23 protein-coding genes and 1 riboswitch are annotated in these 24,964 nt (G+C 64.1%); of the genes, 13 read left to right on the top strand and 10 right to left on the bottom strand.

Going from position 1 to position 24,964, the window contains the following annotated elements:
- Positions 1–64: 64 nt before the first annotated feature.
- A complete protein-coding gene (locus ACX80Q_RS14625; protein WP_459331263.1) occupies positions 65–1,435 on the bottom strand; it encodes an NAD(P)-binding protein in 1,371 nt (456 codons plus the stop codon).
- Positions 1,436–1,516: 81 nt separating this feature from the next.
- Complete coding sequence (locus tag ACX80Q_RS14630; protein WP_459331264.1) at positions 1,517–1,975, bottom strand: MarR family winged helix-turn-helix transcriptional regulator; 459 nt, start codon at positions 1,973–1,975, stop codon at positions 1,517–1,519.
- A gap of 154 nt (positions 1,976–2,129) precedes the next feature.
- On the opposite strand from ACX80Q_RS14630, the gene ACX80Q_RS14635 reads away from it, so the two are divergent.
- Both ACX80Q_RS14635 and ACX80Q_RS14640 read left to right on the top strand, forming a co-directional pair.
- A complete protein-coding gene (locus tag ACX80Q_RS14635) occupies positions 2,130–3,317 on the top strand; it encodes an MFS transporter (protein ID WP_459331265.1) in 1,188 nt (395 codons plus the stop codon).
- Between the two features lie 25 nt (positions 3,318–3,342).
- Positions 3,343–4,170 carry an aldo/keto reductase gene (locus ACX80Q_RS14640; protein ID WP_459331266.1) on the top strand — a complete coding sequence of 276 codons (828 nt, stop codon included), beginning with the start codon at positions 3,343–3,345 and terminating at the stop codon, positions 4,168–4,170.
- Between the two features lie 127 nt (positions 4,171–4,297).
- On the opposite strand, the gene ACX80Q_RS14645 is transcribed toward ACX80Q_RS14640, so the two are convergent.
- Positions 4,298–4,603, bottom strand: a complete 306-nt coding sequence (locus ACX80Q_RS14645; RefSeq protein ID WP_459331267.1) for a rhodanese-like domain-containing protein — start codon at positions 4,601–4,603, stop codon at positions 4,298–4,300.
- Positions 4,604–4,787: 184 nt separating this feature from the next.
- On the opposite strand from ACX80Q_RS14645, the gene ACX80Q_RS14650 reads away from it, so the two are divergent.
- Positions 4,788–5,909 carry an LOG family protein gene (locus ACX80Q_RS14650; RefSeq protein WP_459331268.1) on the top strand — a complete coding sequence of 374 codons (1,122 nt, stop codon included), beginning with the start codon at positions 4,788–4,790 and terminating at the stop codon, positions 5,907–5,909.
- 81 nt (positions 5,910–5,990) lie between these two features.
- Here the strand turns inward: ACX80Q_RS14650 and ACX80Q_RS14655 are convergent, their stop codons facing one another.
- Positions 5,991–7,082: a VIT1/CCC1 transporter family protein gene (locus ACX80Q_RS14655; protein WP_459331269.1), complete on the bottom strand. Its 1,092-nt coding sequence runs from the start codon at positions 7,080–7,082 to the stop codon at positions 5,991–5,993.
- Between the two features lie 207 nt (positions 7,083–7,289).
- Here ACX80Q_RS14655 and ACX80Q_RS14660 point away from each other — a divergent pair, with 207 nt between their 5' ends.
- The gene (locus tag ACX80Q_RS14660; protein ID WP_459331270.1) at positions 7,290–7,517 is read left to right on the top strand and encodes a biotin/lipoyl-containing protein; all 228 of its coding nucleotides are present in this window, start codon (positions 7,290–7,292) and stop codon (positions 7,515–7,517) included.
- A 15-nt stretch (positions 7,518–7,532) separates the two neighbouring features.
- Here the strand turns inward: ACX80Q_RS14660 and ACX80Q_RS14665 are convergent, their stop codons facing one another.
- Both ACX80Q_RS14665 and ACX80Q_RS14670 read right to left on the bottom strand, forming a co-directional pair.
- Positions 7,533–7,820: a hypothetical protein gene (locus ACX80Q_RS14665; protein ID WP_459331271.1), complete on the bottom strand. Its 288-nt coding sequence runs from the start codon at positions 7,818–7,820 to the stop codon at positions 7,533–7,535.
- Between the two features lie 13 nt (positions 7,821–7,833).
- Positions 7,834–7,947, bottom strand: a riboswitch (SAM riboswitch).
- A 169-nt stretch (positions 7,948–8,116) separates the two neighbouring features.
- Entirely contained in the window at positions 8,117–9,598 is a 1,482-nt protein-coding gene (locus tag ACX80Q_RS14670; protein WP_459331285.1) for a sodium:solute symporter family protein, read from the bottom strand.
- A gap of 197 nt (positions 9,599–9,795) precedes the next feature.
- Here ACX80Q_RS14670 and ACX80Q_RS14675 point away from each other — a divergent pair, with 197 nt between their 5' ends.
- Positions 9,796–10,383, top strand: coding sequence for a helix-turn-helix domain-containing protein (locus ACX80Q_RS14675; protein ID WP_459331272.1), 588 nt, complete (start codon positions 9,796–9,798; stop codon positions 10,381–10,383).
- Here ACX80Q_RS14675 and ACX80Q_RS14680 read toward each other — a convergent pair.
- Positions 10,380–12,359 (bottom strand): APC family permease, encoded by a 1,980-nt coding sequence (locus ACX80Q_RS14680; protein ID WP_459331273.1) that lies wholly within the window; start codon positions 12,357–12,359, stop codon positions 10,380–10,382. The genes ACX80Q_RS14675 and ACX80Q_RS14680 overlap by 4 nt on opposite strands.
- Before the next feature lie 278 nt (positions 12,360–12,637).
- Here ACX80Q_RS14680 and speB point away from each other — a divergent pair, with 278 nt between their 5' ends.
- From speB to ACX80Q_RS14695, 3 genes are all read left to right on the top strand, one after another.
- Positions 12,638–13,720, top strand: a complete 1,083-nt coding sequence (gene speB, locus ACX80Q_RS14685) for an agmatinase (protein ID WP_459331274.1) — start codon at positions 12,638–12,640, stop codon at positions 13,718–13,720.
- Complete coding sequence (locus ACX80Q_RS14690; RefSeq protein WP_459331275.1) at positions 13,720–15,378, top strand: thiamine pyrophosphate-binding protein; 1,659 nt, start codon at positions 13,720–13,722, stop codon at positions 15,376–15,378. Before speB ends, ACX80Q_RS14690 begins: the two co-directional genes overlap by 1 nt.
- 131 nt (positions 15,379–15,509) lie before the next feature.
- Entirely contained in the window at positions 15,510–16,151 is a 642-nt protein-coding gene (locus ACX80Q_RS14695; RefSeq protein WP_459331276.1) for a CG0192-related protein, read from the top strand.
- Positions 16,152–16,170: 19 nt separating this feature from the next.
- Here the strand turns inward: ACX80Q_RS14695 and ACX80Q_RS14700 are convergent, their stop codons facing one another.
- A complete protein-coding gene (locus tag ACX80Q_RS14700; protein WP_459331277.1) occupies positions 16,171–17,013 on the bottom strand; it encodes an alpha/beta fold hydrolase in 843 nt (280 codons plus the stop codon).
- Positions 17,014–17,107: 94 nt separating this feature from the next.
- Complete coding sequence (locus ACX80Q_RS14705) at positions 17,108–17,824, bottom strand: class I SAM-dependent methyltransferase (RefSeq protein WP_459331278.1); 717 nt, start codon at positions 17,822–17,824, stop codon at positions 17,108–17,110.
- A 116-nt stretch (positions 17,825–17,940) separates the two neighbouring features.
- Between ACX80Q_RS14705 and ACX80Q_RS14710 the strand changes: the two genes are divergently transcribed.
- The 4 genes from ACX80Q_RS14710 (at position 17,941) to ACX80Q_RS14725 (ending at position 21,280) form a co-directional block, all read left to right on the top strand.
- Positions 17,941–19,140, top strand: coding sequence for a hypothetical protein (locus ACX80Q_RS14710; RefSeq protein WP_459331279.1), 1,200 nt, complete (start codon positions 17,941–17,943; stop codon positions 19,138–19,140).
- Positions 19,141–19,263: 123 nt separating this feature from the next.
- Positions 19,264–19,914, top strand: coding sequence for a TetR family transcriptional regulator (locus ACX80Q_RS14715; protein ID WP_459331280.1), 651 nt, complete (start codon positions 19,264–19,266; stop codon positions 19,912–19,914).
- Positions 19,911–20,825, top strand: a complete 915-nt coding sequence (locus ACX80Q_RS14720) for a TIGR01777 family oxidoreductase (RefSeq protein WP_459331281.1) — start codon at positions 19,911–19,913, stop codon at positions 20,823–20,825. The genes ACX80Q_RS14715 and ACX80Q_RS14720 overlap by 4 nt, the downstream gene beginning before the upstream one ends.
- Entirely contained in the window at positions 20,825–21,280 is a 456-nt protein-coding gene (locus tag ACX80Q_RS14725; protein ID WP_459331282.1) for a hypothetical protein, read from the top strand. The genes ACX80Q_RS14720 and ACX80Q_RS14725 overlap by 1 nt, the downstream gene beginning before the upstream one ends.
- A 9-nt stretch (positions 21,281–21,289) precedes the next feature.
- Here the strand turns inward: ACX80Q_RS14725 and ACX80Q_RS14730 are convergent, their stop codons facing one another.
- Complete coding sequence (locus ACX80Q_RS14730; RefSeq protein WP_459331283.1) at positions 21,290–22,429, bottom strand: alanine racemase; 1,140 nt, start codon at positions 22,427–22,429, stop codon at positions 21,290–21,292.
- A 238-nt stretch (positions 22,430–22,667) separates the two neighbouring features.
- Between ACX80Q_RS14730 and ACX80Q_RS14735 the strand changes: the two genes are divergently transcribed.
- A complete protein-coding gene (locus ACX80Q_RS14735) occupies positions 22,668–24,692 on the top strand; it encodes a DUF5107 domain-containing protein (protein WP_459331284.1) in 2,025 nt (674 codons plus the stop codon).
- The last annotated feature ends 272 nt before the right edge of the window (positions 24,693–24,964 follow it).

Consider the following 24,964-nt stretch of genomic DNA (forward strand, 5'->3'; position numbering starts at 1 on the left):
CCGCCGAATCAGACGTTGCGCCACAGCGCGTTCGCGGGCTTCGGTCTGACTCGGCGAAAGGGAGCTAGATGAGTTCGGCCAGTGCCGCCAGTCCACGGGGTACCTGGACCTTTAGGCGTGCCAGGACACCATTCAATTCCGGGGACCTGTCCTGCTCCGGCGGGACCCGTGCCGGGTTGAGGGCCACGCCGTCGGCCCATTCCTTGATGTCGGGTTGGGATCCAAACGACATGGTGGCGCGGGTGCCCAATAGGTTCATTCGTGCCCAGTCAGTCAGCGAATTGGGATACGGCGTTGGTGGACACAGCCGGTTCTTCTCGGCGTCGTCGTTCCGCGTAGCTTCCACATACCCGGCCAGGGCCGCCCCGAAGCAGGGAAAACCGGCCCGGATGGGTTGCAGCGTGATCGCCGAGGGTCCCCAGATGGGGATGCTGGGCGGGTACTGCAATCCGGACGCCGCACAATGCACCACGATCGCATCCCTGGCTATAGCGACCGATCCTTCCGCGAGGGTGATGCGTCCCCGCTCAACCAGCCGGACATGCCCCAGCCGCACCACGTGCTCAATGCTGCGCAGTTGCTCCAGCTCCCACATGGCCAGGGTTGGTGTCTTCGCCATGGTGGGTGTAACGGTGCGGTCAATGCGGACCATGATGCCGGCATCTTCCAGGCCTAGGAACAGATTCTCCAGCGATGTGGCGGTCCCGGCCGCCTCCATGATGTCCGCGGCCATGCCGAGGACCACCGCAGGATTTGGCTGAACTACCGCCCGGTTGAGCATCCACGGATCCCGCGGGCGCACCCAGACGATCTGCGATGCGTCCACGCCATGGGCCAGCAGCCACAGGCAGGCATCTGTTGCCGTCTTGCCTGAACCCACCACAACGTACTGGCTGGCTGCCTCGGCCAGGCGGGCCAGGCCGTTGACAGGAATTACGCGGGCCCCGGATGCCACCTCGAACGGCGGCGGCGTGTCGGCCGGGATGCTGGGGGCGAGGTACCGCGCGTCGACAATCCGGCAATGCGGCGGGACAGTGAACTGCTGTCCGGAGATACGTGAGCGGATCCGGCGATCCGCCGTGTAGTCGCTGTTGGCCAGGAACTCAACCCGGCCGGACTCCAGCAGGCGGTTGGCCAGAAGGTGGGAGTAGTAGGAACAGATCTCCGGGGCATCGGCCCGCTCGTGCAGCCCGGCCTCAGGTCCGTGGCGCTGCACCCGGCCGCCACCGAGCAGCGTGGAGGCCACGCCATAGAAGGCGGAGGCTTGGTGCAGGCGGACAAACGGGTAGGCGTCGAGCCAGTGTCCGCCAACCCCGTGGCGACGATCCACCACGGCCACCCGTGCGTTCGTGTGGTCAATCAGCGCGTCGGTGAACGCCATGCCCGTGGCGCCAGCGCCCACCACAAGATAGTCCGCCTGCACTGTGCGCTCCATGGATCCATCCAAGCACCCTAAAGGTGGGGGAGCAATGGTTGGGGCCTGCTGGGCGGGGACTGTTGCGGCTACCTTGGCGCACTACGTGGCAGGTACCGCGGCGTGAAGCTGGGGGAGCGCCTGAACCAGCGGGGCCAGTTCTGGCAACAGTGCTGCCTCGGCCAGGGCGCACTCCAGCGCTTCGTTGTGGACGGGGCGTGCCGTGTCCAGCAGCTCCGATCCGGCTGCCGTCAGTTCCGTGTAGATCCCGCGGCGATCGTCGGCGCAGAGGATGCGCGTCAGCAGCCCGCGGTCCTCAAGCCGGTTGACCAGTCGCGTTGTGGCGCTGGGGCTCAACGCCGTGGCCCGGCCCAGCTGCTGCATGCGCATATGCCAGCCGTCCTGCCGACTCAGGGCGTCCAGAACGGTGTATTCCACCACTGAAAGCTGCGCGGCGTTGCTCAAGGCCTTCTCCATGCTTGCCTCGATCAAGCCATGGAGCGCGGCCAGCGTCCGCCACCCCTGGGCGCGAATTTGAACGGCGTCGTCCCTGATGCCCATGGGCGGATTCCTTTCACGGGAAATGTGCAATGCAGCACAAAAGCAATTTAGTTGCTTGCGCGGCATATTTGCGTGTGCAACAATTTATGCAGCGCCTGCAACTACTAGCTTACGCTTCATATTTCTTTTACCCAAGCCCCTCAGAAGGAGAATCATGCCCCTCGGCCTGATAGCGCTAGCCCTAGGAGGGTTCGGCATTGGACTCACCGAGTTCGTCATCATGGGGTTGCTCCCCGAAGTCGCGGCGGACTTCTCGGTCAGCGAGGCCACGGCCGGCTGGCTCATCTCCGGGTACGCCCTCAGCGTTGTCATCGGCGCCCTGCTCCTGACAGCCGCCGTCACCAAGCTTCCCCGCAAGCCCGTTCTGGCCGGCCTGATGGTCCTGTTCATTGTGGGGAACATGACCTCTGCCATGGCACCTGACTACACCACCATGATGATGGGGCGCGTCATCGCTGCCCTGTGTCACGGTGCATTCTTCGGTATTGGTGCAGTGGTGGCCGCAGACATGGTGGCCCCCAGCAAGAAGGCCGGAGCCATTGCCATCATGTTCACTGGCCTCACAGCCGCCAACGTGCTGGGCGTTCCGTTCGGAACGCTGCTGGGACAGTACGCCGGCTGGCGCTCAATGTTCTGGGCCATCACGGCCATCGGCGTCATTGCACTGATCGGCATCTTGGTCTTGGTTCCGAACCTCAAGCATGAACGCGGTGCCGGTCTGCGCGGGGAGCTGCGCGCCTTCAAGTCCAAACAAGTGTGGCTGTCGATCTCGGTCACGGTGCTTGGCTACGGCGGCATGTTTGGCGCATTCACCTACATCGCGTTCACGTTAACCAACGTCACGGGCTTCGCGGCCACCACCGTGCCGTGGTTGCTCATCCTCTTCGGAGTGGGCCTGTTCGTCGGCAACACGCTGGGCGGCAAGGCAGCTGACAGGAACGTGGACAAGACCCTGCTGCTGGTCCTCTCCGTTCTGGTGGTCATCCTGGCCGTCTTTGCCCTGACCGCCACCAGCCAGGTCATGACCATCGCGTCCCTGTTCCTCATGGGCGGATTTGGCTTCGCCACCGTGCCCGGCCTGCAGATGCGGGTCATGAAATACGCTTCCGACGCACCGACCCTCGCCTCCGGAGCCAACATTGGCGCGTTCAACCTGGGCAACGCCCTGGGCGCCTGGCTGGGCGGGGTCACCATCACGGCCGGGCTCGGGTACACCTCACCCATCTGGGCCGGTGCCGGGCTCACGGCCCTTGCCGTCATAGTCATGGCCTACGCCGCCGCGACCGGGCGCAAGCTTGCCCCCGTCAGCCAACTGGCCGACGTCGAACTTTCCAACTTCTAACACCTCACCACACTAGGAGAACAGCATGAATTCCATCCCCACCATTTCCCTCAACAACGGCGTGGCCATGCCCCAGATTGGCTATGGCGTGTTTCAGGTGCCCGACGCCGAAACCGAGCAGGCTGTGGCGGCGGCGCTCGCTGCGGGTTACCGGAGCATCGACACGGCCGCCATCTACGGCAATGAGGAAGGTGTGGGGCGTGCCCTGGCAGCCTCCGGACTGCCGCGCGAGGAACTGTTCGTCACCTCCAAGGTCTGGATCGCCGATCTCGGCTTCGAGCAAACCTTGGCTGCGTTTGATGTCAGCCTGGCCAAACTGGGTCTGGACTATCTCGATCTGTACCTGATTCACTGGCCGGCGCCTGCAACGGAGCTGTATGTGGAGTCGTGGCAGGCCCTGGAGGCCCTGCTGGCGGCAGGGAAGGTGCGCGCCATTGGCGTCTCGAATTTCCTGCCCGAGCACGTGGAGAAGCTCATTGACCTTGGTGGCACGGTGCCTGCGGTCAACCAGATTGAGTTGCACCCGGCCCTGCAGCAGCGCGACATTGCGGCATTCAACGCAGCCCACGGCATTGCCACCGAGGCCTGGAGCCCGCTGGCGCAGGGCGCCGTGCTGGGGGATCCTGCGGTGGTGGCCATTGCGGCAACTCATGGGCGCACCTCGGCGCAGGTCATCCTGCGCTGGCACCTGCAGCAGGGCCGCGTCATTATCCCCAAGTCGGTGACCCCGACCCGCATTGCTGAAAATCTGGACATTCTGGACTTCCAGCTGTCCGCCACGGAGCTTTCCTCGCTGGATTCCCTTGAGCGCGACGGTCGCACGGGCCCGCACCCGGCCCAGTTCAACGGCTAGAAATGTTACGGGGGCTGTTGTGGACAAACGCCTGCGGTCGACCCACGGGCGAATGTCCACAACAGCCCCCGCCTTGTCCGTACCTGCCGCAAATGTCCACAACAGCCCCCGCGGCCCGCAGCTGGTTCTACTGAACCGGCACCATGGGCAGCCCTTCGGCCTCCCAGCCGGTCATCCCACCGGTGAGGGTGTCGGCGTTGTAGCCGAGATCTGTCAGCGCCTGCGCCACCCGGCCGCTGCGGCCCCCGCCATGGCAGACCGCAATGATGCGCCGTGACGCGTCGAGCTCGCCAACACGGGCCAGCACCTCGCCAGACGGAATATGGACGGCGTCCTCGATCATGCCCGTTGCCAGCTCGGCTTCTTCGCGGACATCGATGATCTGAACATCCGGGTCGGCGGCCAAAATGTCGGTGGGGGTGATTTCCTGCACGGGTGCTCCTGAAGGTGGGGTCGGCGCTCAGCCAGGGGGCGGCGTCGAACATGGAATCTCTGGGTTCCAGACTAGGCGGTAATCAGCTTCGCGACTTTCGGGGCCCCTCGGCCGCTAGCGCCTCCCGGCCTCCCCACAAGCCGCTTCGCGACTTTCGGGGCCCCTCGGCCGCTAGGCTGGGTTCGTGAACGCGCCTCCTGCACCCCGTGCCCGCAATGTTGAGATTGAAGAGTTGGAACGCTTTGATGCGTTGCTGGCACGCGGCGCCAAATCCATGCACGGGTGGCACTTTCAATCCGTGGACTTGAGGGAACGGTCCGCCCAATTGGTGCAGCTGCGGGCCTCGGGTGCCATTTTCATGGGCTGCACCTTTGCCCAGGGCGTGGAGGAATTGCTGCGCAGTCGCGGTGCCCTGATCTTCCCCACGCTGCCGCACATCCCGTTCAACCCGTACCGCGGGCATCTGTACACGGGCGCCGAACTCTTCGAGGGGATCGCTGCGGCACAGTATGAAAGCGTGCCGGACGCCCGGATTTACCAGTGGAGCATGCAGGCCGGCCATGCGCCCGCCCTGCACGCCACCCTTGCCACGGCCATGCATGACCACGCCATTTCCGACGCCCTTGACGAATTTCTGGGGCGTCAGGACCAGCCGGTAGTGGGCGTCATGGGCGGCCATGCGGCGGCGCGGGGGAGCGCCCAGTACGCGCAGGCTGCGCAGTTGGGGCGCGCGCTGAGCCGGGCCGGCTTCCTCGTGGCAACCGGCGGTGGGCCCGGTGCCATGGAGGCCGCGAATCTGGGTGCCTATCTTTCCCCGTACGACGCCGGGACCCTGGCGCGTGCCCTGTCCTCCTTGGCTGCCGTCCCCGGCTTCCGGCCCTCGGTCAGTGACTGGGCCCGGGCCGCGTATGCGGTGGTTCAGGCGTATCCGGACGGCGCCCAGACGTTAGGCATTCCCACGTGGTTCTACGGCCACGAACCGCCCAACTTGTTCGCCACGAAGATTGCCAAGTACTTCACCAACGCCCTCCGCGAAGCCGTTTTGCTCGACCGTTCGGGCGGCGGAATTGTGTTTCTGCCAGGGGCGGCCGGGACCGTTCAAGAGATCTTCCAGGACGCCTGCGAAAACTACTATGCGGCCGAAACCGCCGTGGCCCCGATGATCCTTGTGGGGCGCAGCTACTGGGAAAACGAGCTGCCCGTCGTGCCCCTGTTGGCTGCCCTCGCGAAGGGGCGGGCCATGGACGGCATGCTCCATGTGGTGGATTCAGTGGAAGAAGCCTGCGCCCTCCTCGCCACCACCTAGAAGTAGCCCGCAGAAAACGCCGAAAATCGCGGGTTTGGAAGTGATTCTCGGCGTTTTCTGCGGGCCAGTTGTGGAGGGAGGCTAACCCACAACTGTGCCGAAGACCAGTCCCAGGATGTAGGTTGCTGCCGCTGCGCCCATGCCGATCGCGAGCTGGCGCAGGCCACGCCACAGCGGCGACGCCCCCGACAGCAGGCCAACCACCGCGCCCGTGCCCAGGAGCGCAATGCCCACCAAAACGCAGGACAGCACCAAGGCGCCCATGCCCGTCATACCAAACAGGAACGGCAGGATGGGGATGATGGCTCCGGAGGCAAAGAAGCAGAAACTGGATCCGGCGGCTCCCCAGGCGGTGCCCAGGGTTTCGTGGCTGTCGGCCGCTTCAAACTGATCGGGCTGCAGTGACAAGCTGGGATCGCAGTCGCAGCTGAACTGGCCCATGCGTTCGGCGGCCCTGTGCTCGGCCACTTCGCGGGACATGCCGCGGGCCAGGTAGACCAGCACCAGTTCATTGTTTTCCAGGTCCAGCGAAGCGGCGGCGGAGAGTGTGATCTGGGTGGGCTGGGAGGCATCCAGCAACTCGCGTTGGGAGCGAACCGAAACAAATTCCCCGGCACCCATGGACAAGGCTCCAGCCAGCAGGCCGGCAATGCCGCTGAACAACACCACCTGGCTGCCCACACCGGTGGCGGCCATGCCCATGACCAGGGAAAGGTTACTGACAAGGCCGTCGTTGGCACCAAAAACGGCTGCCCGGAAGGAACCGGAAAGCCTGTTGCGGCCACGGGCGGCCAAGCCCCGAATGACCTCTTCGTGGATGGATTCATCGGCTGCCATGGCGTCCGTGGCGTCGGCGTCGGTGGCGTAGGGGGATCTGGACTCAGCCCGTTGGGCCAGTGCTAAGACAAACACCGAGCCAAAACGCCGCGCCAGCAATCCCAAGAGCTGGTTGCGCAATGACGGGCGTAGGGGCGGGTTGGCATGCTCGCCCAGCAGGTTCAGCCAATGCTGCTCATGCCTGCCCTCGGCAGCGGCCAAGGCCGTCAGGATGGTTTTTTCCTCGCCGGTGCGGCGACTGGCCAGGTCACGGTAGACGGCGGCCTCGGCTCGCTCGTCGGCCAGATATTGGCGCCAGCGCTTGATTTGCGCGGGGCTCGGATTGCTTGTTGACACTGGGGATCTCCTCGGCTCAGCCCCTACTGTAGCCCGGATTTCAGCGGTTTTTCGGCCGGTTCCCCTAGCGAAAAATTTTAGGTGTGCCGCAACGTGGCCGCCACTTCAATCGCCATTCTTGGCATTCCCCGCACCGGCGAACTCGCATAGGCTCTAGTCTTAGCGGCGGCGCACAGTGCGGCCGCGGACCGGAAGGCGGCGTCGAGCATGGAAGTCCAGTTTCCGATGATGACGGGGGACCCGCAGGACTGCGGCGTCCTTATTCAATGGCGCGCGCCCGACGGCAGCACCGTGGTCGCCTACCAGGTCATCGCCGAGGTCACGATCGAGAAGTTCGACGCCGAGATCAACGCCCCCTCAGCCGGCACCTTGTGCTGGCGGGTCCAGGAGGGTGACGAAGTGGCTCAGGGCGCCATCATCGCCACGATCGAGTAGGCCCTGTGGGTGCAGTCAGTAGCGGTCGAGCTTGAAGCCCAGCCGGCGGCCAGCGCGCGAACCCGTCTGCGCCACCGTGACCACCAGCGTTCCGAGCTCGGCGATCCAGTGCGCGGGCCGAACAGCCGTCGCCAGGGCTTCCACCAGCAGAACTGGGTCAGCGGAGAAGTAGGCGCGGTGCCCGGCCGGGGTGAAGAAGTTGACGGTGCCCAGATTCACGTCCACGGCGGGCAGAACCGGAATGCCGTGGGGGTTGGTGGGGGTCTTGGCGCGCTGTGCAGGGGCAACGGAGATGAAAGTCATGGCGGGGCCTTTGTGATTGCTCTTGCCCGCGGATCCAGTCACCGCCGGCCGCTTCCTCATCCGAGCCACCCTGTGAACATGGGGTTGGCGTGCGACCAGTCGGAGCTTGGCATCGCATCTCTTGAAGCTGTCCCTCACATTACTCCCAAAACGTACGGGGGTGGGGGGGGGTGTCATACCTTCCTCCACCCCCCGCCGTCGCACCTTAAAGCAAAACTGACCCGCAGAAATCGACGAAAATCGCGTCAAAAACGCATTTTTCGTCGATTTCTGCGGGTCAGTTGGAAAAACGGAGGCTACTTCTGCAGCTGCGCAGGCACATCTTCCGGGTTGGAATCCGTGGCTGCGGCTGCCAGGCGGTCGTCCCAGGCCTTGCGGATGTGGGCCGGCGTGACGGGTGTCAGCAGGGAGACAACCACGTAAACCAGCAGCGAGGCACCCAAGCCGTAGTAGATGGGTTCGTTGGCGTAGATGCCGTCAACGCTGTGGATGACGTTGGTGGCGTACAGGACCAGCAGGACCACTGTCACCACGCAGCCCACAGACATGGACCAGGCGGCGCCCAGGCCGGTTCCGCGGCGCCAGGCCAGGCCACCGATGATGGCAACCAGGAGGCCGCCCACCAGGATGTCGTAGGCGATGGTCAGGGCGAACACCACGTCGTTGACAACAATGGAGATCAACACGACCAGCACGCCCAGGATCAGCACGTACCAACGGTTGGCGTTGACGTCGTGCTCCGGGTTTTCGGTGTCGGAGGTGTCGATCGTCTTGCCGAACCAGCTGGCCACGAAGGGCACAACATCCTTGCGGGCAACGGTTGCTGCGGCAATGAGTGAGCCTGATGCTGTGGACATCATGGCGGCGACGGCAGCGGCCATGACGATGCCGCCGATGCCCATGGGCAGGAGCTGGGTGGCGACCTCCGCGTAGACAACGTCCTTGCCGAGGTTGGCGACGTCAATGGTGGGCAGAGCCACGTAGGCGGCCATACCGATCAGGGCGCCAGCCACACCGTAGAGGATGCAGTAGATGCCGGCGGTGGCGCCGCCCCAACGGGCCACCTGGGGGTCGCGGGCGGTGAACACGCGCTGCCAGATGTCCTGGCCGATGAGAAGGCCCAGGGTGTAAACCACAAAGTACGTGATGATGGTCTGGACGCCGATGCCGTCCCACTGGAAGAAGCTCGCGTCAACACGCTCCTTGATGCCGCCCAAGCCGCCGGCTGCGTTCCAGGCGAAGGGAAGCATGAGGAAGAAGATACCCACGGTCTTGATGACAAACTGGACCTGGTCGGCCAAGGTGATGGACCACATGCCGCCAATGGTCGAGTACAGCAGCACGATGGCGCCACCCACTGCGATGGCCAGCCACCTGTCCCAGCCGAACAGCACCACAAAGATGGTGGCGTAGGCGCCGGTGGAGGTTGCCGAGATCATGATGGTGTACGCCAGCATGACGATGCCGGAGATCTTGGTGGTCTCCTGGCCGTAGCGCAGGCTCAGCATTTGCGAGACCGTGTAGATCTTGAGCTTTTGGATGGTGGGTGCGAACAGCAGGCTCAGCAAGAGCACGCCAACACCGATGGCCACAACCAGCCACATGCCGGAGATGCCGAACTTGTAGCCAAGCCCCACACCTCCCACTGTGGAAGCGCCACCGAGGACGACGGCGGCCATGGTTCCGGTGTAGAGGAAGGGGCCCAGCCGGCGTCCGGCGACGAGGAAGTCGCTGTTATTCTTAGTGCGCGATTTTCCCCACCAACCAAAGGCCAGCATGGCCACCAAATATATGACAACTATGGCGACGTTTAAGTCCACGAGATGCTCCAGTGTGTGAAGTAGTAGGGGAATGCCCCGAGTAATTATTGCCCGTAAAGCAACATTTGTTGTCTATTAGGCTAAACTGTGATGGTAGTTACAGTCAATGTGCCGCTTGAAAATCTTGCCGGCTGGCCGTGTTGTGAGGAGCCGCCATGAAAGCTTTGCCCCTGGAACCGAGCACGAATCCCGTGGCCATCGGGTCACGGATTAGGGCCGCACGCCAAGACCAAAGGCTGACCATTGAGCAGGTGGCCGACGCCACGGGGCTGACCAAGGGATTCCTTAGCCGGGTGGAGCGGGACCTCACCTCACCCAGTGTTGCCTCACTGGTTACACTGTGCCAGGTACTCTCGATCTCCATCGGCGAACTCTTCGCAGTGCCGGAAACCCACCTGACCCGAAAAGGTGAAGGCCCGCGGATCTCCCTGGGTGGCGAAGGCATTGTTGAGCGCCTGCTGACATCGCGCTCCGAACGGCGCTTGCAAATTCTTGCCGCCACCATTGAACCCTACGGTCGTGGCGAAGCTGAACTCTACGCGGTGGACTGCGACGTGGATGTCCTGCACATCATCAGCGGTGAGCTGACTCTGCGCATGACCCAAGAATCCTATGACCTGACGGCGGGGGACACGCTGTCCTTCCCCGGACGGGAACCCCATAGCTGGGAAAACCGCACGGCCCAGCCGGTGGAGGCGCTGTGGATACTGGTTCCAGCGGCTTCCGGATCCAGCAGCAGCTAACCCACATGAACCCAGGGCCGCTGCGTCAGATCCGGCTCGGCCTCACGCAGCACCTCCCTGGTGACCGGCGCTATTTCGCCCTCGCCAATGAACAAGAACTTCAGCAGGTTGGCGATGGGGTTGCCCTCGTTCCAGCGGAAGTAGATGTGTGGGATCAGCCCCGTGGCGTCGCGGATGTGCAGCAGGACTGCGGCAATGGTGTTGGGCACGTTGGAGGAGTGGACCTCTAAGATCTTGAAGCCGTGCCGGGTAATGCCGCGAACCTCCAGGGCTGTTTCAAAATCTGAGGAGTCATCCACAATGACTTCCATGAACAGCACCTCCCGCGGGTCACCAATCTCGTTGACCTGCGCGGCGTGGGAGAGCTTGCGCCGGTAGGCTGCTGCGCTGCGGGTCTTGGGGTCGTGCGAAATGATCCGGATGGTGCCTTCATCCACGGCGGCCACAAAGTTCATGGCAGCCTCATCCATGCGGATGTAGGTGGCGCGCAATTCAAAGGCGCGGCGCACCCGCGAAAGCAGGCTCACCACCACAATGCCCAGAATGAAGAACCCTGCGATCTTCAAGCCGTCGGGGCGCTCAATGGAATTCGCCACCGTAGTGTAGATAAACGCCAGCGACACTGCGCCAAAACCAATCACCTTCGCCTTCTCGCCCTTGCGTTTGGCGGACAGGGTCACAGCAATGGCCGCAGAAGTGATGAGCACCAGAACGCCCGTGGCGTAGGCACCTCCCTGGGCATCGACGTCGGCCTTGAAGAGAATGGTGATCACCACGGCGATGACGGTAAACACCAGTACTAGGGGGCGGACGGCGGACGCCCATTCGGGGGCCATGCCAAAGCGGGGCAGGTAGCGCGGCACCAGGTTCAACAGGCCGGCCATGGCGCTGGCTCCGGCAAACCAGAGGATGGCGATGGTGCTGATGTCGTAGATGGTGCCGAAGCCTTCGCCGAGGAGTTCGTGGGCTAGGAACGCCAGAGCGCGCCCGTTGGCCTCCCCTCCGGGCTGGAATTCGGCGGCCGGAATCAGGATGGTGGTGGCCAGTGAGGAGGTGATGAGGAAGGTGCTCATGATCAGTGCCGCCGTGGTGAGCAGCCTGTGGGCGCCCTTGATGCGGCCTTCCGGATTCTTCTCCGTGTCGCTGTAGCGGCCCTTGATCTGCGGCATCACGGCCACGCCCGTTTCAAAGCCGGACAGGCCCAGCGCCAGACGCGGGAACACCAGCAGGGCCACGGCAATGACCATGAAGGGGCTACCGTGCTGGGTGGTCAGGGCGCCCCACCAGTCGGCTGTGAGTAGGGGGCTCTGGGTGACTTTGGCCAGGGCCACCGAAATGACCACAAGGTTGAGCGTGAGGAAGACCGCCACAAGTGCTACGGCAATGCTCATGGCCTCCTTGAATCCGCGCAGGAACACGGCCGCGAGCCCGGCAATCAGGAATAGGGTGATGCCTATGTTGTGCCCCTGCAGGAAGTCTGGGGCGAAGGGGTTTTCTATGACGTGCGCCGTGGCGTCGGCGGCGGAAAGGGTAATGGTGATCATGAAGTCGGTGGCGGCAAAGCCCAGCAGCGCCAGGACAAACAGTTTGCCCCACCAGCGCGGGAGTAGCCGCTCGAGCATGGCGATGGACCCGGCGCCGTGCGGGCTTTCCCGGGCAACCCGCTTGTACACGGGCAGGGCACCCAGCAGCGTGACAGCAACCAGCACAATGGTGGCCAACGGTGCCAGCACGCCAGCGGCCAGAGCGGCTATGGCTGGCTGGTAGCCAAGGGTGGAGAAGTAGTCCAGGCCCGTCAGGCACATGACCTGCCACCACGAATGGCGCTTGTGGTCGGCGGCGGGGCGCCCGTGCGGTCCCTGGCGTTTGCCCGAACTTTCCGGCATGCCCTCGAGCAGCCACTGACGCATGGCGGCCTTGCCGCGGGGCTTCCCGTTGTCCCCGGGTTCGGCAGGAGCTTTTGCAAGCGATGTCACGCATGGGCCTTTCGTTGAGGCGCCTTTCATTGGCAGCTTATAGAGATTAGCCCCGGCGGTGGAGCAAAGGCCCGGGTCTTGACGAAATCTTTACGCGTAAGGATCGCGGTGGGATGCGTGTCACACCCGGAGGTGGGGGAATGTATCCCAGAGGAAACAAATGGTTCCCATTAGGCAACATCAGTTGTACTATGGTGAACAACCGCTTGGATGTGACCCACGTCTACTCCCTGGCAAAAACGCGAATGACACCAGTACAGAATGAAAAGAGGATGTCCATGAAAGAGCTCCGTATTGAGGCCAACGGGAACCTAGGCCCCATCGACTCCTCCCGGATTCCGCGCTACGCCGGCGCCGCAACGTACGCGCGCCTGCCGCGCCTGGACCAGGTCGCCAAGGCCGATGTGGCCGTCGTCGGGGTCCCCTTCGACAGCGGCGTCTCCTACCGCCCGGGGGCCCGCTTCGGCGCCAACCACGTGCGCGAGGCTTCACGGTTGCTGCGCCCGTACAACCCGGCCTGGGACGTTTCGCCGTTTGAAAACTGCCAGGTGGCCGACGCCGGCGACATGGCCGTCAACCCGTTCAATATTAACGAAGCCATTGAAACCATCCAGCAAAATGCGCTGGACCTGACGGCAGGCGGCGCCAAGCTGCTGACCATCGGTGGCGACCACACCATTGCCCTGCCGCTGCTGCGTGCCGCCGCCGAGCGTGCCGGCGAGCCCGTGGCCATGCTCCACTTTGATGCGCACCTGGACACTTGGGACACCTACTTCGGCGCCGAATACACGCACGGTACCCCCTTCCGCCGCGCCGTCGAGGAAGGCATCCTGGACACCGAGGCCATCTCCCACGTGGGCACCCGCGGCCCGCTGTACGGCAAGAAGGACCTGGACGACGACCACCGCTTCGGCTTTGGCATTGTCACCGCCGCTGACGTCTACTACCAGGGCGTGCTGGAAACCGTTGCGAAGATCCGCGACCGGATCGGCAACCGCCCGCTTTACATTTCCGTGGACATTGACGTGCTGGACCCGGCGCACGCCCCCGGCACCGGCACCCCGGAGGCCGGCGGCATCACGAGCCGCGAACTCATTGAGATCATTCGCGGTTTCCGCGGCATGAACTTGGTGGGCGCCGACATCGTGGAAGTGGCCCCGGCCTACGACCACGCCGAGATGACTGGCATCGCCGCCAGCCACGTTGGCTACGAACTGGTGACCCTGATGGCGGACAACTTTGTGCCGGGGGACCGCTTCGGCGCCCCGAACGGCTACGCTGCCCAAGCCCTTGATGCTGAAGGACGACGCCGGCCAGCTGGCTTCGCGCCGTCGTCCAACGTCACCGAAGGCGGAAACTAATGACTGACGTTCAGCGCAACGGTGGCGACCTTGTGGTGGAGACCCTCGCTGCACTCGGTGCCAAGACTGTTTTTGGTATCCCCGGCCAGCATGCCCTGGGCTTGTTTGACGCCCTGAGCCGTTCCCCCCTGCACTTCATTTCCTCCCGCGTGGAGAACAACTCGGCGTTCTCCGCCGACGGCTACTCCCGTGCAACCGGCGAAGTGGGCGTGCTGTTCCTGTCCACCGGCCCCGGTGCCCTGACGGCCCTGGCCGGCCTGCAGGAAGCCTACGCGACCGGCGTGCCCATGATTGTTGTGGCCAGCCAGATCCCGCTGGAGGGCCTGGGCGCCCGCCGCAAGGGCATGCTGCACCAGCTCGATGACCAGAAGGCATCGGCAGCCAACGTGACCAAGAGCCAGCGCCTCATCCAGCACGCCTCGGGCATTCCCTCCGCCATCCAGGATGCGTGGACGGAAGCGGTTTCCTCCCCGCAGGGCCCTGTCTGGCTCGAAGTGCCGCAAAACGTGCTGCTGGATCCCATCTTTGTGCCCGCCGTCGAGGATGCCCTGGCGGAGCCTTTCGACAACCCGCCGCGGGTTGAATTGGTGCGGGAGGCCGTGAAGTGGCTCTCGGCTGCCAAGCGCCCGGCCATTGTGGCTGGCGGCGGCGTCCGGCGAGGTCGCGCCCACGCTTCGCTGCTGTCACTGGCCGAAAAGCTCAACGCCCCCGTGGTCTGCACACCCGGCGGCAACGGCGCCTTCCCCTGGAACCATGAACTCTCCCTGCAATCGTGGGTGGAGGACAGGTACGTCACCGAGGTTCTTGAGGACGCCGACGTGCTGGTGGTCATTGGATCCTCGCTGGGTGAGGTCTCCAGCAACTACTTCACCATGGAGCCGCGCGGGCGCATCATCCAGATCGACGCCGAACCCCGCGTCCTCGAATCCAACCGCCCCGCACTGGGCATCAGGGCCGACGCCGGACAGGCGCTCAGCATGCTTGATGCGGCGTTGACCGAACCCTTTGCCGAAACGGCACAGTGGCACGGTGCCACCCCGCAGACCGTTGTGGCGGAAACCCTCGCTAAGGTGCAGGCGCGACTGGATGACCAGGATCTGGGCCTTGAGCGCAAGTTCATGGCCGACATCCGCGACGCTGTGCCCGCCGACATGCAGACCTTCTGGGACATGACCATCTCCGCCTACTGGGGCTGGAGCTGCTGGGACGCCAAGGACGGCGAATTCCACTCCGCCCAGGGCGCCGGCGGACTGGGATACGGCTTCCCCGCGGCCATCGGCGGAGCACTTGGCCTGCAAAGCCAAGGCAAGCCGTCCCGGGTGCTGGCCGTTGCCGGTGACGGTTCCTCCATGTACTCCATCTCGGAGTTGGCCACCGCCAAGCAGCACAATGCGCCGGTCACCTGGCTCATTGTGGACGACGGCGGCTACGGCATCCTGCGTGAATACATGATCGACACCTTCGGCAAGGCCACGCACACCGAGTTGGCCCGCCCCGACTTCGTGAAGTTGGCGGAAGCCTTTGGAGTGCCGGCCAAGCGTGTGAAGGCCGAGGATGTGGGGGAGGCGCTCAAGGAGGGCTTCGCCGCTGACGGTCCCAATGTGGTGGTGGTTGACGTGCTGTTGAAGATGTTCGGGCCCACCCACCTGGACCTCTAAGCACCCGGCGCCTCGCAACCGCCTCGCAACCGCCTCGCGAACGTACAGTTAATGCCGATGTTTCTCCGGAACATCGGCATTAACTGTACGTTCGCGAGGCGGGTTGGGCCGGGCCGCAATAGACTGAGGCCATGGCGATCGTATACGCGGCCGAACTGCGGCCCAGCAAGATGGAACTCCTGGCGGTTTGGCTTCCGCTGCAGGCATGGTTCGGCGGCGGTGATTCCGCGTTGGTGCGGCTGGGGTCCTTCCGCTTTGATGACCCGGACGGCGAGGTGGGCATTGAGACCCAGCTGGTGGGTGCCGGCAGCCAGGTATACCAAGTCCCACTGACCTACCGCGGCGCGCCCTTGGCTGGAGCCGAGGAATTTCTGGTGGGCACCATGGAGCATTCGGTTCTGGGCCACCGCTGGGTCTACGACGCTACCGGTGACCCGGTGTATGTGGCTGAGCTCGCCGCGGCCCTGCTGAGCGGCAAGCCGCAGGCCGCGCAATTCCGGGAAACGGACGGGAAAATGGAAACCCTGCCCGAAACCGCCCAGCTCAGCAGCACGGGAGCATCCGACGTCGAACTGCCTGCACTGGACTTGGGCGCGCCTGACACAGCTGGAGGTGTCACGTCTCTCCCGGTGGGGCCCATGACGCTACTGCTCAACAGGGCGCTGGGTGAAGCCGAAATACCCGGCGCAGGCCCGCTGCTCTTAGTCAGTTGGGCCGGTGGTAACCAGCAGCTGGTCATCGCCAGCGTTGGGGACCGCGCCACCGCCCCCTGAGGCGAGGGTGCGGATCCGGCTACTTGCGCAGGAACACCAGTAGCGCCGCGTTGACTTCCTCGGCATGGGTCCACAGCAAACCGTGGGGAGCGCCGTCAATTTCCACATAGTCGGCCCCCGGCAGGGCTGTGCGGAAACGGCGGGCGGTGGCGTCGATGGGCAGGATGTTGTCCGCCGTGCCGTGCAGGATCAGTGCCGGCACACCGCTGGCACGGACGGCTTTCACGTCGCCACGGAAATCCTCGATCCACGCCGGAACCACGGCGTAGGCGGCAACGGGTGCGCTCGAGATGGCGACGTTCCAGCTGGCAGTCACGGCCTCCTGGCTGATCCGGGTGCCCAGGTTGTCGCCCAGATTGTAGAAATCGTTGAAGAATCCAGTGAACCAGGCAAAGCGGTCCTCCTTGGCCTTGCTGGCAATGCCGTCGAAGACCTCCTGCGGGACGCCGTCGGGGTTGTCCTCCCGCGCCACCAGGAACGGCTCAAGTGAGGCCAGGAAGGCCAGCTTCGCAACGCGTGCGTGGCCGAACGTGGCCACATAGCGCGCCAGCTCGCCGGTGCCCATGGAGAATCCCACCAAAATGGTGTTCTCCAGATCGAGGGTCTCCAGGATTGTGTTCAGATCAGCCGCGAAGGTGTCATAGTCGTAGCCCACGGCAACCTTGCTTGACTGGCCGAAGCCGCGGCGGTCGTAGGTGATGACGCGGTAGCCGGCGTCGAGCAGTTCACGTGTTGTGCGCTCCCAGCTGTGTCCGTTGAGGGGGTAGCCGTGAATCAGCACCACCGGCTGGCCGGACCCCTGATCCTCGTAGTAAAGCTCAATGGGGGTGCTATTTTCAGTTCCGACAGCGATGTAAGCCATGGGGTTGCCTTCCAGTTGGGGCAGAACGGGTGTGCTTTTGAACCTAACGCGGCTTGCCTGCGGACACAAGGGGCGCGGGTTCATGCTGGAGTGCTCAGGAACTCCAGCTCAGGAATGCCATGGACCCTTGGCGGTGGATGGACGACGCCGGTCCCAAGACTTGGTGCGCAGCCGCGGCCAGCTCGTGCTCGGTGCGCGGGGCGGCCACTTCTCCTGTGCGGTGCAGTAAGGCCAGGGTGCGCCGTCCCCTGGCGGTCTCGCCGACCAGAGAGGTGGCATAGAGCGAACCGCCCGGGGAAACCTGTGATTTCAGGACATCTAGGGTGTTGGTGAGGTCATCGAAGAGATGCAGCATGCCAAAGCTCGCCACCGTTTGAAACTGCTGCGGGGCAAACGGCAGATCGAACAAATCGGCTTGCATGAACGCAACCCCGTCGGCCCCGGAACCGCCAGTCCCCAGGCGTTGTGCCGCGCGGCCCAGCATGCCCAAAGATCTGTCCAGCAGTATCAGCGGACGGTCGGTGCTGGTGTAGACGGCTGCCGTGAAGACGGCACTCCCGCAGCCCACATCAAGCAGGGGGCCGTGGCCGCTGGCGGCAGCCGTGGCCGCAAACGTGGCATAGGACCGCGGCGAGGAACCCCACACGAGCCGGTTGTACAGGCGGGAGCCGATGACGCGGTCGTACAGGGCCGCCCGGCCGTCATAGGGGGACCCGGGGTCGTCTGCCTCGAGCGCTGACAGCAGGCCGCCGTCGACCCGGCGCAGGGCGCGTCCCGGCGCAATGAAGGGTTCGAGCCATGATGCCGACATGCTGCCTAGTCTTGCACAGCTGCGGGCGTCCAACAGGAGGTCATCCCGTGCTCTTGTCCTGGACCGGGTGCAGGACTACCATTTGCCAAAGACCACTGGAAACGAAGGAGTACGGGATGAAATCCAAAGCTCACAACGTCGAATTGCAACGAGCACACAATGTTGCATTTCAGGTTGACGTCGACGTCAAGGGCATTGCCATCGCCGGGGGCGATGCCATCGTGGAGTTCGATCCGATCGGAATTGGCAATCCGTTGAAGGTGGAACTGGTGTCAGTTTATGTTGGACAGACCGAGCGAGAAAGTGGCCAGTTGCTCGTCATGTCCACAGTGAGGGATCCTGACGCGCCTGCTGGCGCCGTGTTCGCGATGAACTGGTGGGGCGAGGGAGTTGAATCGCAGGAATTCGTGGCTCTCAACAACGGCACCGGCAATCGAGTAATCTACTACTCTCCGGCGGAGTCCGCTACTCTCCTTTCCATCTCGGTAAAGTTGAAGTTCGACTATTTCCCGGAAGATGTTGTCGAAGCTTGGGCCAAAGCTGCCACGAACATTGTCAGACTCCCCATCCTCATCGGCGGCCTAGCTGTCGGCGGTCCCGTAGGGGCGGCCAGTGCTCAAGCCATCGTAGGTGTTGTCGGAGCAGGTGCCGACCTCACCATCGCGCTTCTAGACGAGCGGATCGACGGAACAGAGTTGACAAGCATGGACTGGGCGCTTTCCATCTTCGATCCGGGCTTTCCTGTCCAGAAGGCGGGTTTCGTGTTGCTCACGGAGGAAAACCTGGTGGCGAAGTCCGGTACAGAAAACCGCATGGCCTCCGGCTACACTTCGAGCCAAGGGCCGGCCAACGCCCGTTCTGGCCCAAAGAAATTCATGGAAGTGAAAGGCAATGACTTCTATGTCGATGCTCGCCATCAAGTCCTGCGGCACGCCAAGAGCGGCGAGTGGGACGGCGACGGCTGGACTTTTAAGGCTGGCGATGAGGTTCGCGGACCATGGCCCTATGTGCTCGTCAAGGCCCACGGTGCCAAGAACGACGACTTGAAGAAATGGAAGCCCGCAGCAGTGACCGCGGATCTCGCAGCCAAGTTCCTTAATCGCGACAGGGATGCCAAACTTCCAGATCTCACTGAGAAAGTTTTCACCGCTTACTCGGATATGGCCATGCTCGACCGTGCTGTGGATCTGCAGAAGCAAATCGTCAACGAAAAGGTCGACTCGAAGGCGAAGCTGCTGCTCACGAAGCAATACGACGCGATCCTTGACTCCATCCAGAACGAGAATCTCAAAGAAAGTGTTATCAAGAAAGCCTGAGACTTCCGCCCGCACCTGACCTGGCAGTGACCCGAAAGGGAACGAAACCGGACTCATTGTTGAACATGTTCAAAAAGAGTGCTTTACTCATAATTGAACACGTTCAAAAAGGGGGATTCGGCTATGGATAGCAAGAGCGCTCAAACCAGGGCCCTGGTTTTGGATACTGCTTTGGGCATGTTTCGAGCCAAGGGATTCGCCAAGACCACCATGCGGGCCATCGCTGCCGAGGCAGGTGTCTCACTGGGCAGCGCCTACTACTACTACGCGTCCAAGGACGAGCTGGTGCTGGAGCTGTACCGGGAGTCAGTGGCCGAGCAGCGCGCGGCCGCGGCCGTGGCCATGAATGGGGTCACCGGTTTGGCGGACAGGCTCAAGGCCGCCCTCCACGCCGGGGTGGACGCGCTGACTCCGTACCACGACTTCGGCGGCGCCTTCATGTCCAGCGCACTCCCGCCGAGCTCTGCCCTGAGTCCTTTTGGTGAGGCGTCAAGGGAAGCCCGGGAGAACGCCGTCGGACTTTTCTGTGATGTCATTGACGGCACAAAGGTGCCCCAGTTCCTCCGACAGCAGCTGCCTGAACTGCTGTGGCTGGCCTACATGGGTGTGGTGCTGTTCTGGGTTTACGACACCTCCGCACAGCAGCGCCGCACGCGCACCCTGATCGATGGGGCTGCGCCCCTGATCGCCAAGTTGGTGTCCTTTTCTAGGTTGCCCGTGGTGAGGCCGCTGGTGGAGGAAGCGCTGGCGCTCAAGGCCAAGGTGCAGTCATGAAAACCGTTGTCATCGCCGGGGCATCCGGATTCATCGGCACCCACTTTCGCGGCTATTTTTCCGCGGCCGGGTGGCGGGTCCGCACCATTGGCCGCTGCGGTGACGCACTCTGGGGCAATACCGCCGCAATGACCGGGGTGTTGGACGGTGCCGATCTGCTGATCAACCTGGCCGGAAAGTCGGTCTCCTGCCGCTACACCCCGGCCAATAAGGCTGAAATCATCCGATCGCGCGTGGACACCACCGCCGAGCTGGGCCGTGCCGTGGCCGCGTGCAGCCGCCCGCCGCGGGACTGGTTCAACGCCAGCACCGGGACCATCTACCGGGATGCCCGGGACCGTGCGCAAAACGAGGACGACGGCGAACTCGGCTCAGGCTTTTCCGTGGACGTGGCGCGGGGTTGGGAGGAAACGCTCGCAGCGGCCCACACCCCGCACACCCGCAAGATTCCCCTGCGCATCACCATTGCCATGGGACCGGGCGGCGGTGTCATGCGTCCCTTCAACAACTTGGCCCGCCTCGGTCTGGGCGGCCGGATGGGCGATGGCCAGCAGAAGTACAGTTGGATTCACGTCGAGGACCTGTTTAGGGCAGTCCTATTCCTCCACGAACACCGCGAGATCACCGGGCCTGTCAACATCGCCGCTCCCGAGGTGGTGAGCAACGCGGAGCTGATGGCAGCCGTGCGTGCGGCAAACCGGGTGCCATTCGGGCTGCCCACGCCGGCGTGGCTGCTGATGATTGGCGCGGTATTCATCCGCACCGAGACAGAGCTGGTGCTCAAGAGCCGCTGGGTCTCTTCCGGCACGCTGCAGGCCGCCGGATTCACCTGGCTGCACCCGGACCTTGCCAGCGCGCTCGCGGACATCAACGGGCGCAGCGCTGCGGGGAACACTAAGGAGGTAGTTTGATGAGCAACGAGGCCAACACTGTCCCCGCGGTCGAACTGGTGCCGCCCGAGTGCTTTCGCATGCGCTACGGCGCCCCGGCGGTGCTGATTGGTTGGTTCGTGACGTTCTTTGTGTTCTGCCTGGGCCTGACGGTGGTCACTGGTGTCAGCTCCGGGGATCTGGTTTCCGGCGGGTACCTGCTGCCCTTCGCGCTGATCTATGGCTTCCCCGTCGCAGCGATCGTGGGCCTGCCGTTGGCAATCCTGCTTGCCTGGCCGCTGCGGCGGGTCCGTGCGCAATGGCTCCACGTCGTGGCGTTTGCGCTGGTCATGGGTGCTGTCACGTCCGCCGCTGCGTTCGTGCTCGCCGAGGCTGAGTTTGAGCCTGGCAGTTTGGCCATTGCTGCAGGGGTCGCGGTCAGTGCCGCGATTGGCCGGGCCACGGTGGTGACGTTGGTGGCCCGGCGCAACCCATAGCCCGGCCGGCTACCCGCCGATGGATTCCCGGTGGAAATCGGTGCGCCAGAGATCAACCACAGCGCCCGCGTCATCCGTGACGAGGTACTCCGGCCAGCGGTCGAAGGCCGAACACGGGTGGGAGATGCCCAGTTCCACAATGTTCGTCACGGCCAAGCCCTCGGCGCCCAGCAGCACTGCGTGGTGGTCGAACAGCTTGTGCACCTTCGCCGTGGCCGCGGGCAACAGATCCCCGGCGGCGGTGTACGCGGCCAGGAAAGGCGGCAGGCCGGCGTCGTACGGCAGATCCCGCTTGCCGGCACCCGCCACCACCAGGCCATCCTCGGGCGCCGAGACTACCAGCGCGCGGATGGTCAGCGCGGCGGTGAGCCCGGGGATGGGATTGACGCCCGCATAGGTGCCGTGGTCATGCGTGGCGTAGCAGCCAGACCGCAGGACATTGACGGTGCCGGGAACATCGGCGTCGGAGGGCAGGAACTCAATCACGCGGTCCGGAAAAGCCGAACCGCCCATGGAGAAGATCGGGGCGGGCGTTTCATACTGCGCGGCCAGGTCAAGGTAAATATCGTGGACCAGCTGGCAATGGTGGTCCACGGCGTCCAGGTTGATGGCGTCGCGCGAATTGGGCACCACGCCCTCGTAGCCGGCAACACCCACCAGCCTCAGTCCGGGCGCCGCCGTGATGGCCGCGGCCACCTCGCGCGCCTCGCCGAGGGAGCGCACGCCGGTCCGCCCGGCCAAGGTGCCCACATCAATCAACATGTCCAGGGGCCGGCTGCTGCCCTGAAAAACGGATGCTGCCACGGCCACGGCGGCCACGGAATCGGCGAAAATGCTGATTTTTTGGGCCGGGTCAGCCACCAGCCACGCCCTGATCCGGCCCAGGCCGTAACCGTCCACCACCTGGTTGGCGACGAATACGTTCCGGTGCCCCCACGCCAGGACTGTGTGGACCTGGTCCACAGTTGCCACGGTCACCCCGACGGCGCCGGCGGCAAGCTGGCGCTCAATGATGGGTGCGGACATGGTGGTTTTCACGTGCGGGGCCAGGACCACATTCCTGTTCCGGCACCACGCGGCCATGGTGCTGATGTTGCGCTCAAGCGCGGAGACGTTCAGGCGCAGCTGGGGGAAGGCGGATTGGTTCACCAGGTTCTCCATTTCAAAGCTTCGATGCCGCTGGACGGTGCGGCGGTGGTTAGGGCCTGCTGGCAATTCTATCGGCGCCGCATACCCGGACGCACGGGACCAGGTTTTGATGCAATGTGCTTGATGTAAGGCTGCAGCACCCACAAAGCAGCAAAACCCGGTAGGCTCCTTTCAACCACTGGTGGGCCGCCGAACCAATGCGCCCGCCACCGAACCCAACCCGGAACAGGATCCCCGCATGACTTCCACCCTGACGCTCACCACCCGCGTGATTGAACTGGCCGAACTGGGTCCGGATTCGCCTATGCCGTCCGTTCAGCCGTTGCTGGAGCCGCCGTATACGGTGGGCGAGGGCATCCCGGAAGAGGTGGCCGCGGGAGTGGGCTGGGGAAAGGTGAACAACATCTATCCCTATCCCATGCAGGAGAGCTACACCCGGGATGTCAGCCCCACTGAACTAACCGCCGTCGTACAGGAAAATAAGCATGTCCGGGCCCTGTTCCTGCCGCAACTTGGTGGCCGGCTCTGGGAGCTCACCGACAAGGCCACGGGCAAGGAACTGCTGCATACCCAGGACCGCATCATGTTCGGCAACCTGGCCCTGCGCAACGCCTGGTTTGCGGGCGGGATTGAATACAACATTGGCACACGCGGGCACTCGCCCACCTCGAGCGCGCCCCTGCATTCTGCGATTGTGCGAACGCCCGATGGGCAGGACGTGCTGCGTATGTGGGAGTTTGACAGGCTGCGTGAGGTGGTGTTCCAGATTGACGCATGGCTGCCGGAAGATTCGCCCGTGGTGTTCGTGGCGGTTCGCATCCAGAACCCGAATGACAAAACCGTGCCCATGTACTGGTGGACCAACGCGGCCGTCCCGCAGACTCCCGCCACGCGCGTGATTGCCCCCGCGAAGGAATCCTACGCCACCGACTACGACGGCTCCATGACCCGCGTGGATGCCACCCATTTCCACGGCAAGGATGCCACCTGGCCCGTCAACAACGCCCAGGCCGCCGACTTCTTCTTCGACATCGCGCCGCAGGAGCGCCGCTGGGAGGTTGCCGCCGACGGCGAAGGGGACGGGCTGGCGCTGGTGTCTTCCGTCCAGCTGCGCGGCCGGAAGCTGTTCATCTGGGGTGAGAGCGTGGGCGGGCACCGCTGGCAGGAATGGCTCACGCCCACGGTCTCCGGGGAGCCGCGCCACTACGCGGAAATCCAGGCCGGGCTGGCCCAAACCCAGTTTGAGCACGTGCCCATGCCCGCCGGCGCCAGCTGGCAGTGGGTGGAAGCCTACGGCAACGCCGCCCTTGATCCCGTGCTCGCGGCCGGTCCCTGGGATGATGCCGTGACCCACGGGGCGAAGCGCGTCGAGGCTCTGGTTTCCGAGGCCGCCATCGCGGATGCCCTGTCCGACGCCGGACGCTGGGCAGATCTGCCGCCGACGGATTTGGTCGTGGCCGGCAGTGGCTGGGGTGCCCTGGAGGCGGTGCGCCGCCGGCACGCCACGATGGACTGGTTGGATGAGTCCGGGACCCCGTTTGCGCCGGAGACCCTTACTGCCGATCAGGAGCCGTGGCTGGCGCTGCTCAAGAACAACGAAGGCATCGTGGAAAAGCCCTTTGAGGCTTCCGCCTCCGACGCATCCGGACAGCCCTTTGGTGGTGCCGGGTCCTTTGTGCGCGGCCTCGACTGGGAGGACCTGCTCGCGGCCGGCCGCAACGCCAGCGCCGAGGCGGCCTTCCACCATGCAGTCATGGTCCACGCGCGGGCTTCGGCCAGCGCCGAGGACCTGGCGGTTGTTGCGGAGCTGTATCGCAACGTTCTGGCCGGATCCCAGAGATCAGGGTCTCCGCTCAGTCCCCGCAGCCGGAAGTTGGCCCTGCGCGGGCTGGCCTTGGCGTTGATGGCTGCGGGCGATACCGCCGGCGGCCTGGCTCAATTTAGTAGCGCATGTGCACTGGAGGCCGATGATCGCTGGCTTCTCGTGGAGGCCATGACCATGGCCGTGGACAACGGCAACCCGGAGTTGGCACTGGCGTTGGCTGGCCGGGCACCGCAGTCCCTGTCCGCGCTGGGGCGGGTCAGATTCCTGACGGCCCTGGCCCATGCCCGAACGGGTGACAGCGCCGCCGCCGCGGCCATCCTCAAGGCGGGTGTTGAGGTGGCCGATCTGCGCGAGGGCGTGAACTCCCTGACTGACCTGTGGCGTGAGGTGTGCCCCGGCGAAGACGTCCCAGCCGAATACCAATTCAGCATGCAGTAGCCCTTCCGACGCTCTCGCAGTAGTGGTCAGTTTTTCCCCGACCCTCTCGCAGCAATGGCTAGTTTTTTCCGAACGCTCTCGCGATAGCGTCCGCAAATTTCTGACCACTACTGCGAGAGCGTCCCGGAGAATCCAGCCACTACTGCGAGAGCGTCCCGGAGAATCCAGCCACTACTGCGAGAGCGTCCCGGAAAATCCAGCCACTACTGCGAGAGCGTCCCGGAAAATCCAGCCACTACTGCGAGAGCGTCCCGGAAAATCCAGCCACTACT

Source organism: Arthrobacter sp. HLT1-20 (assembly GCF_054510895.1).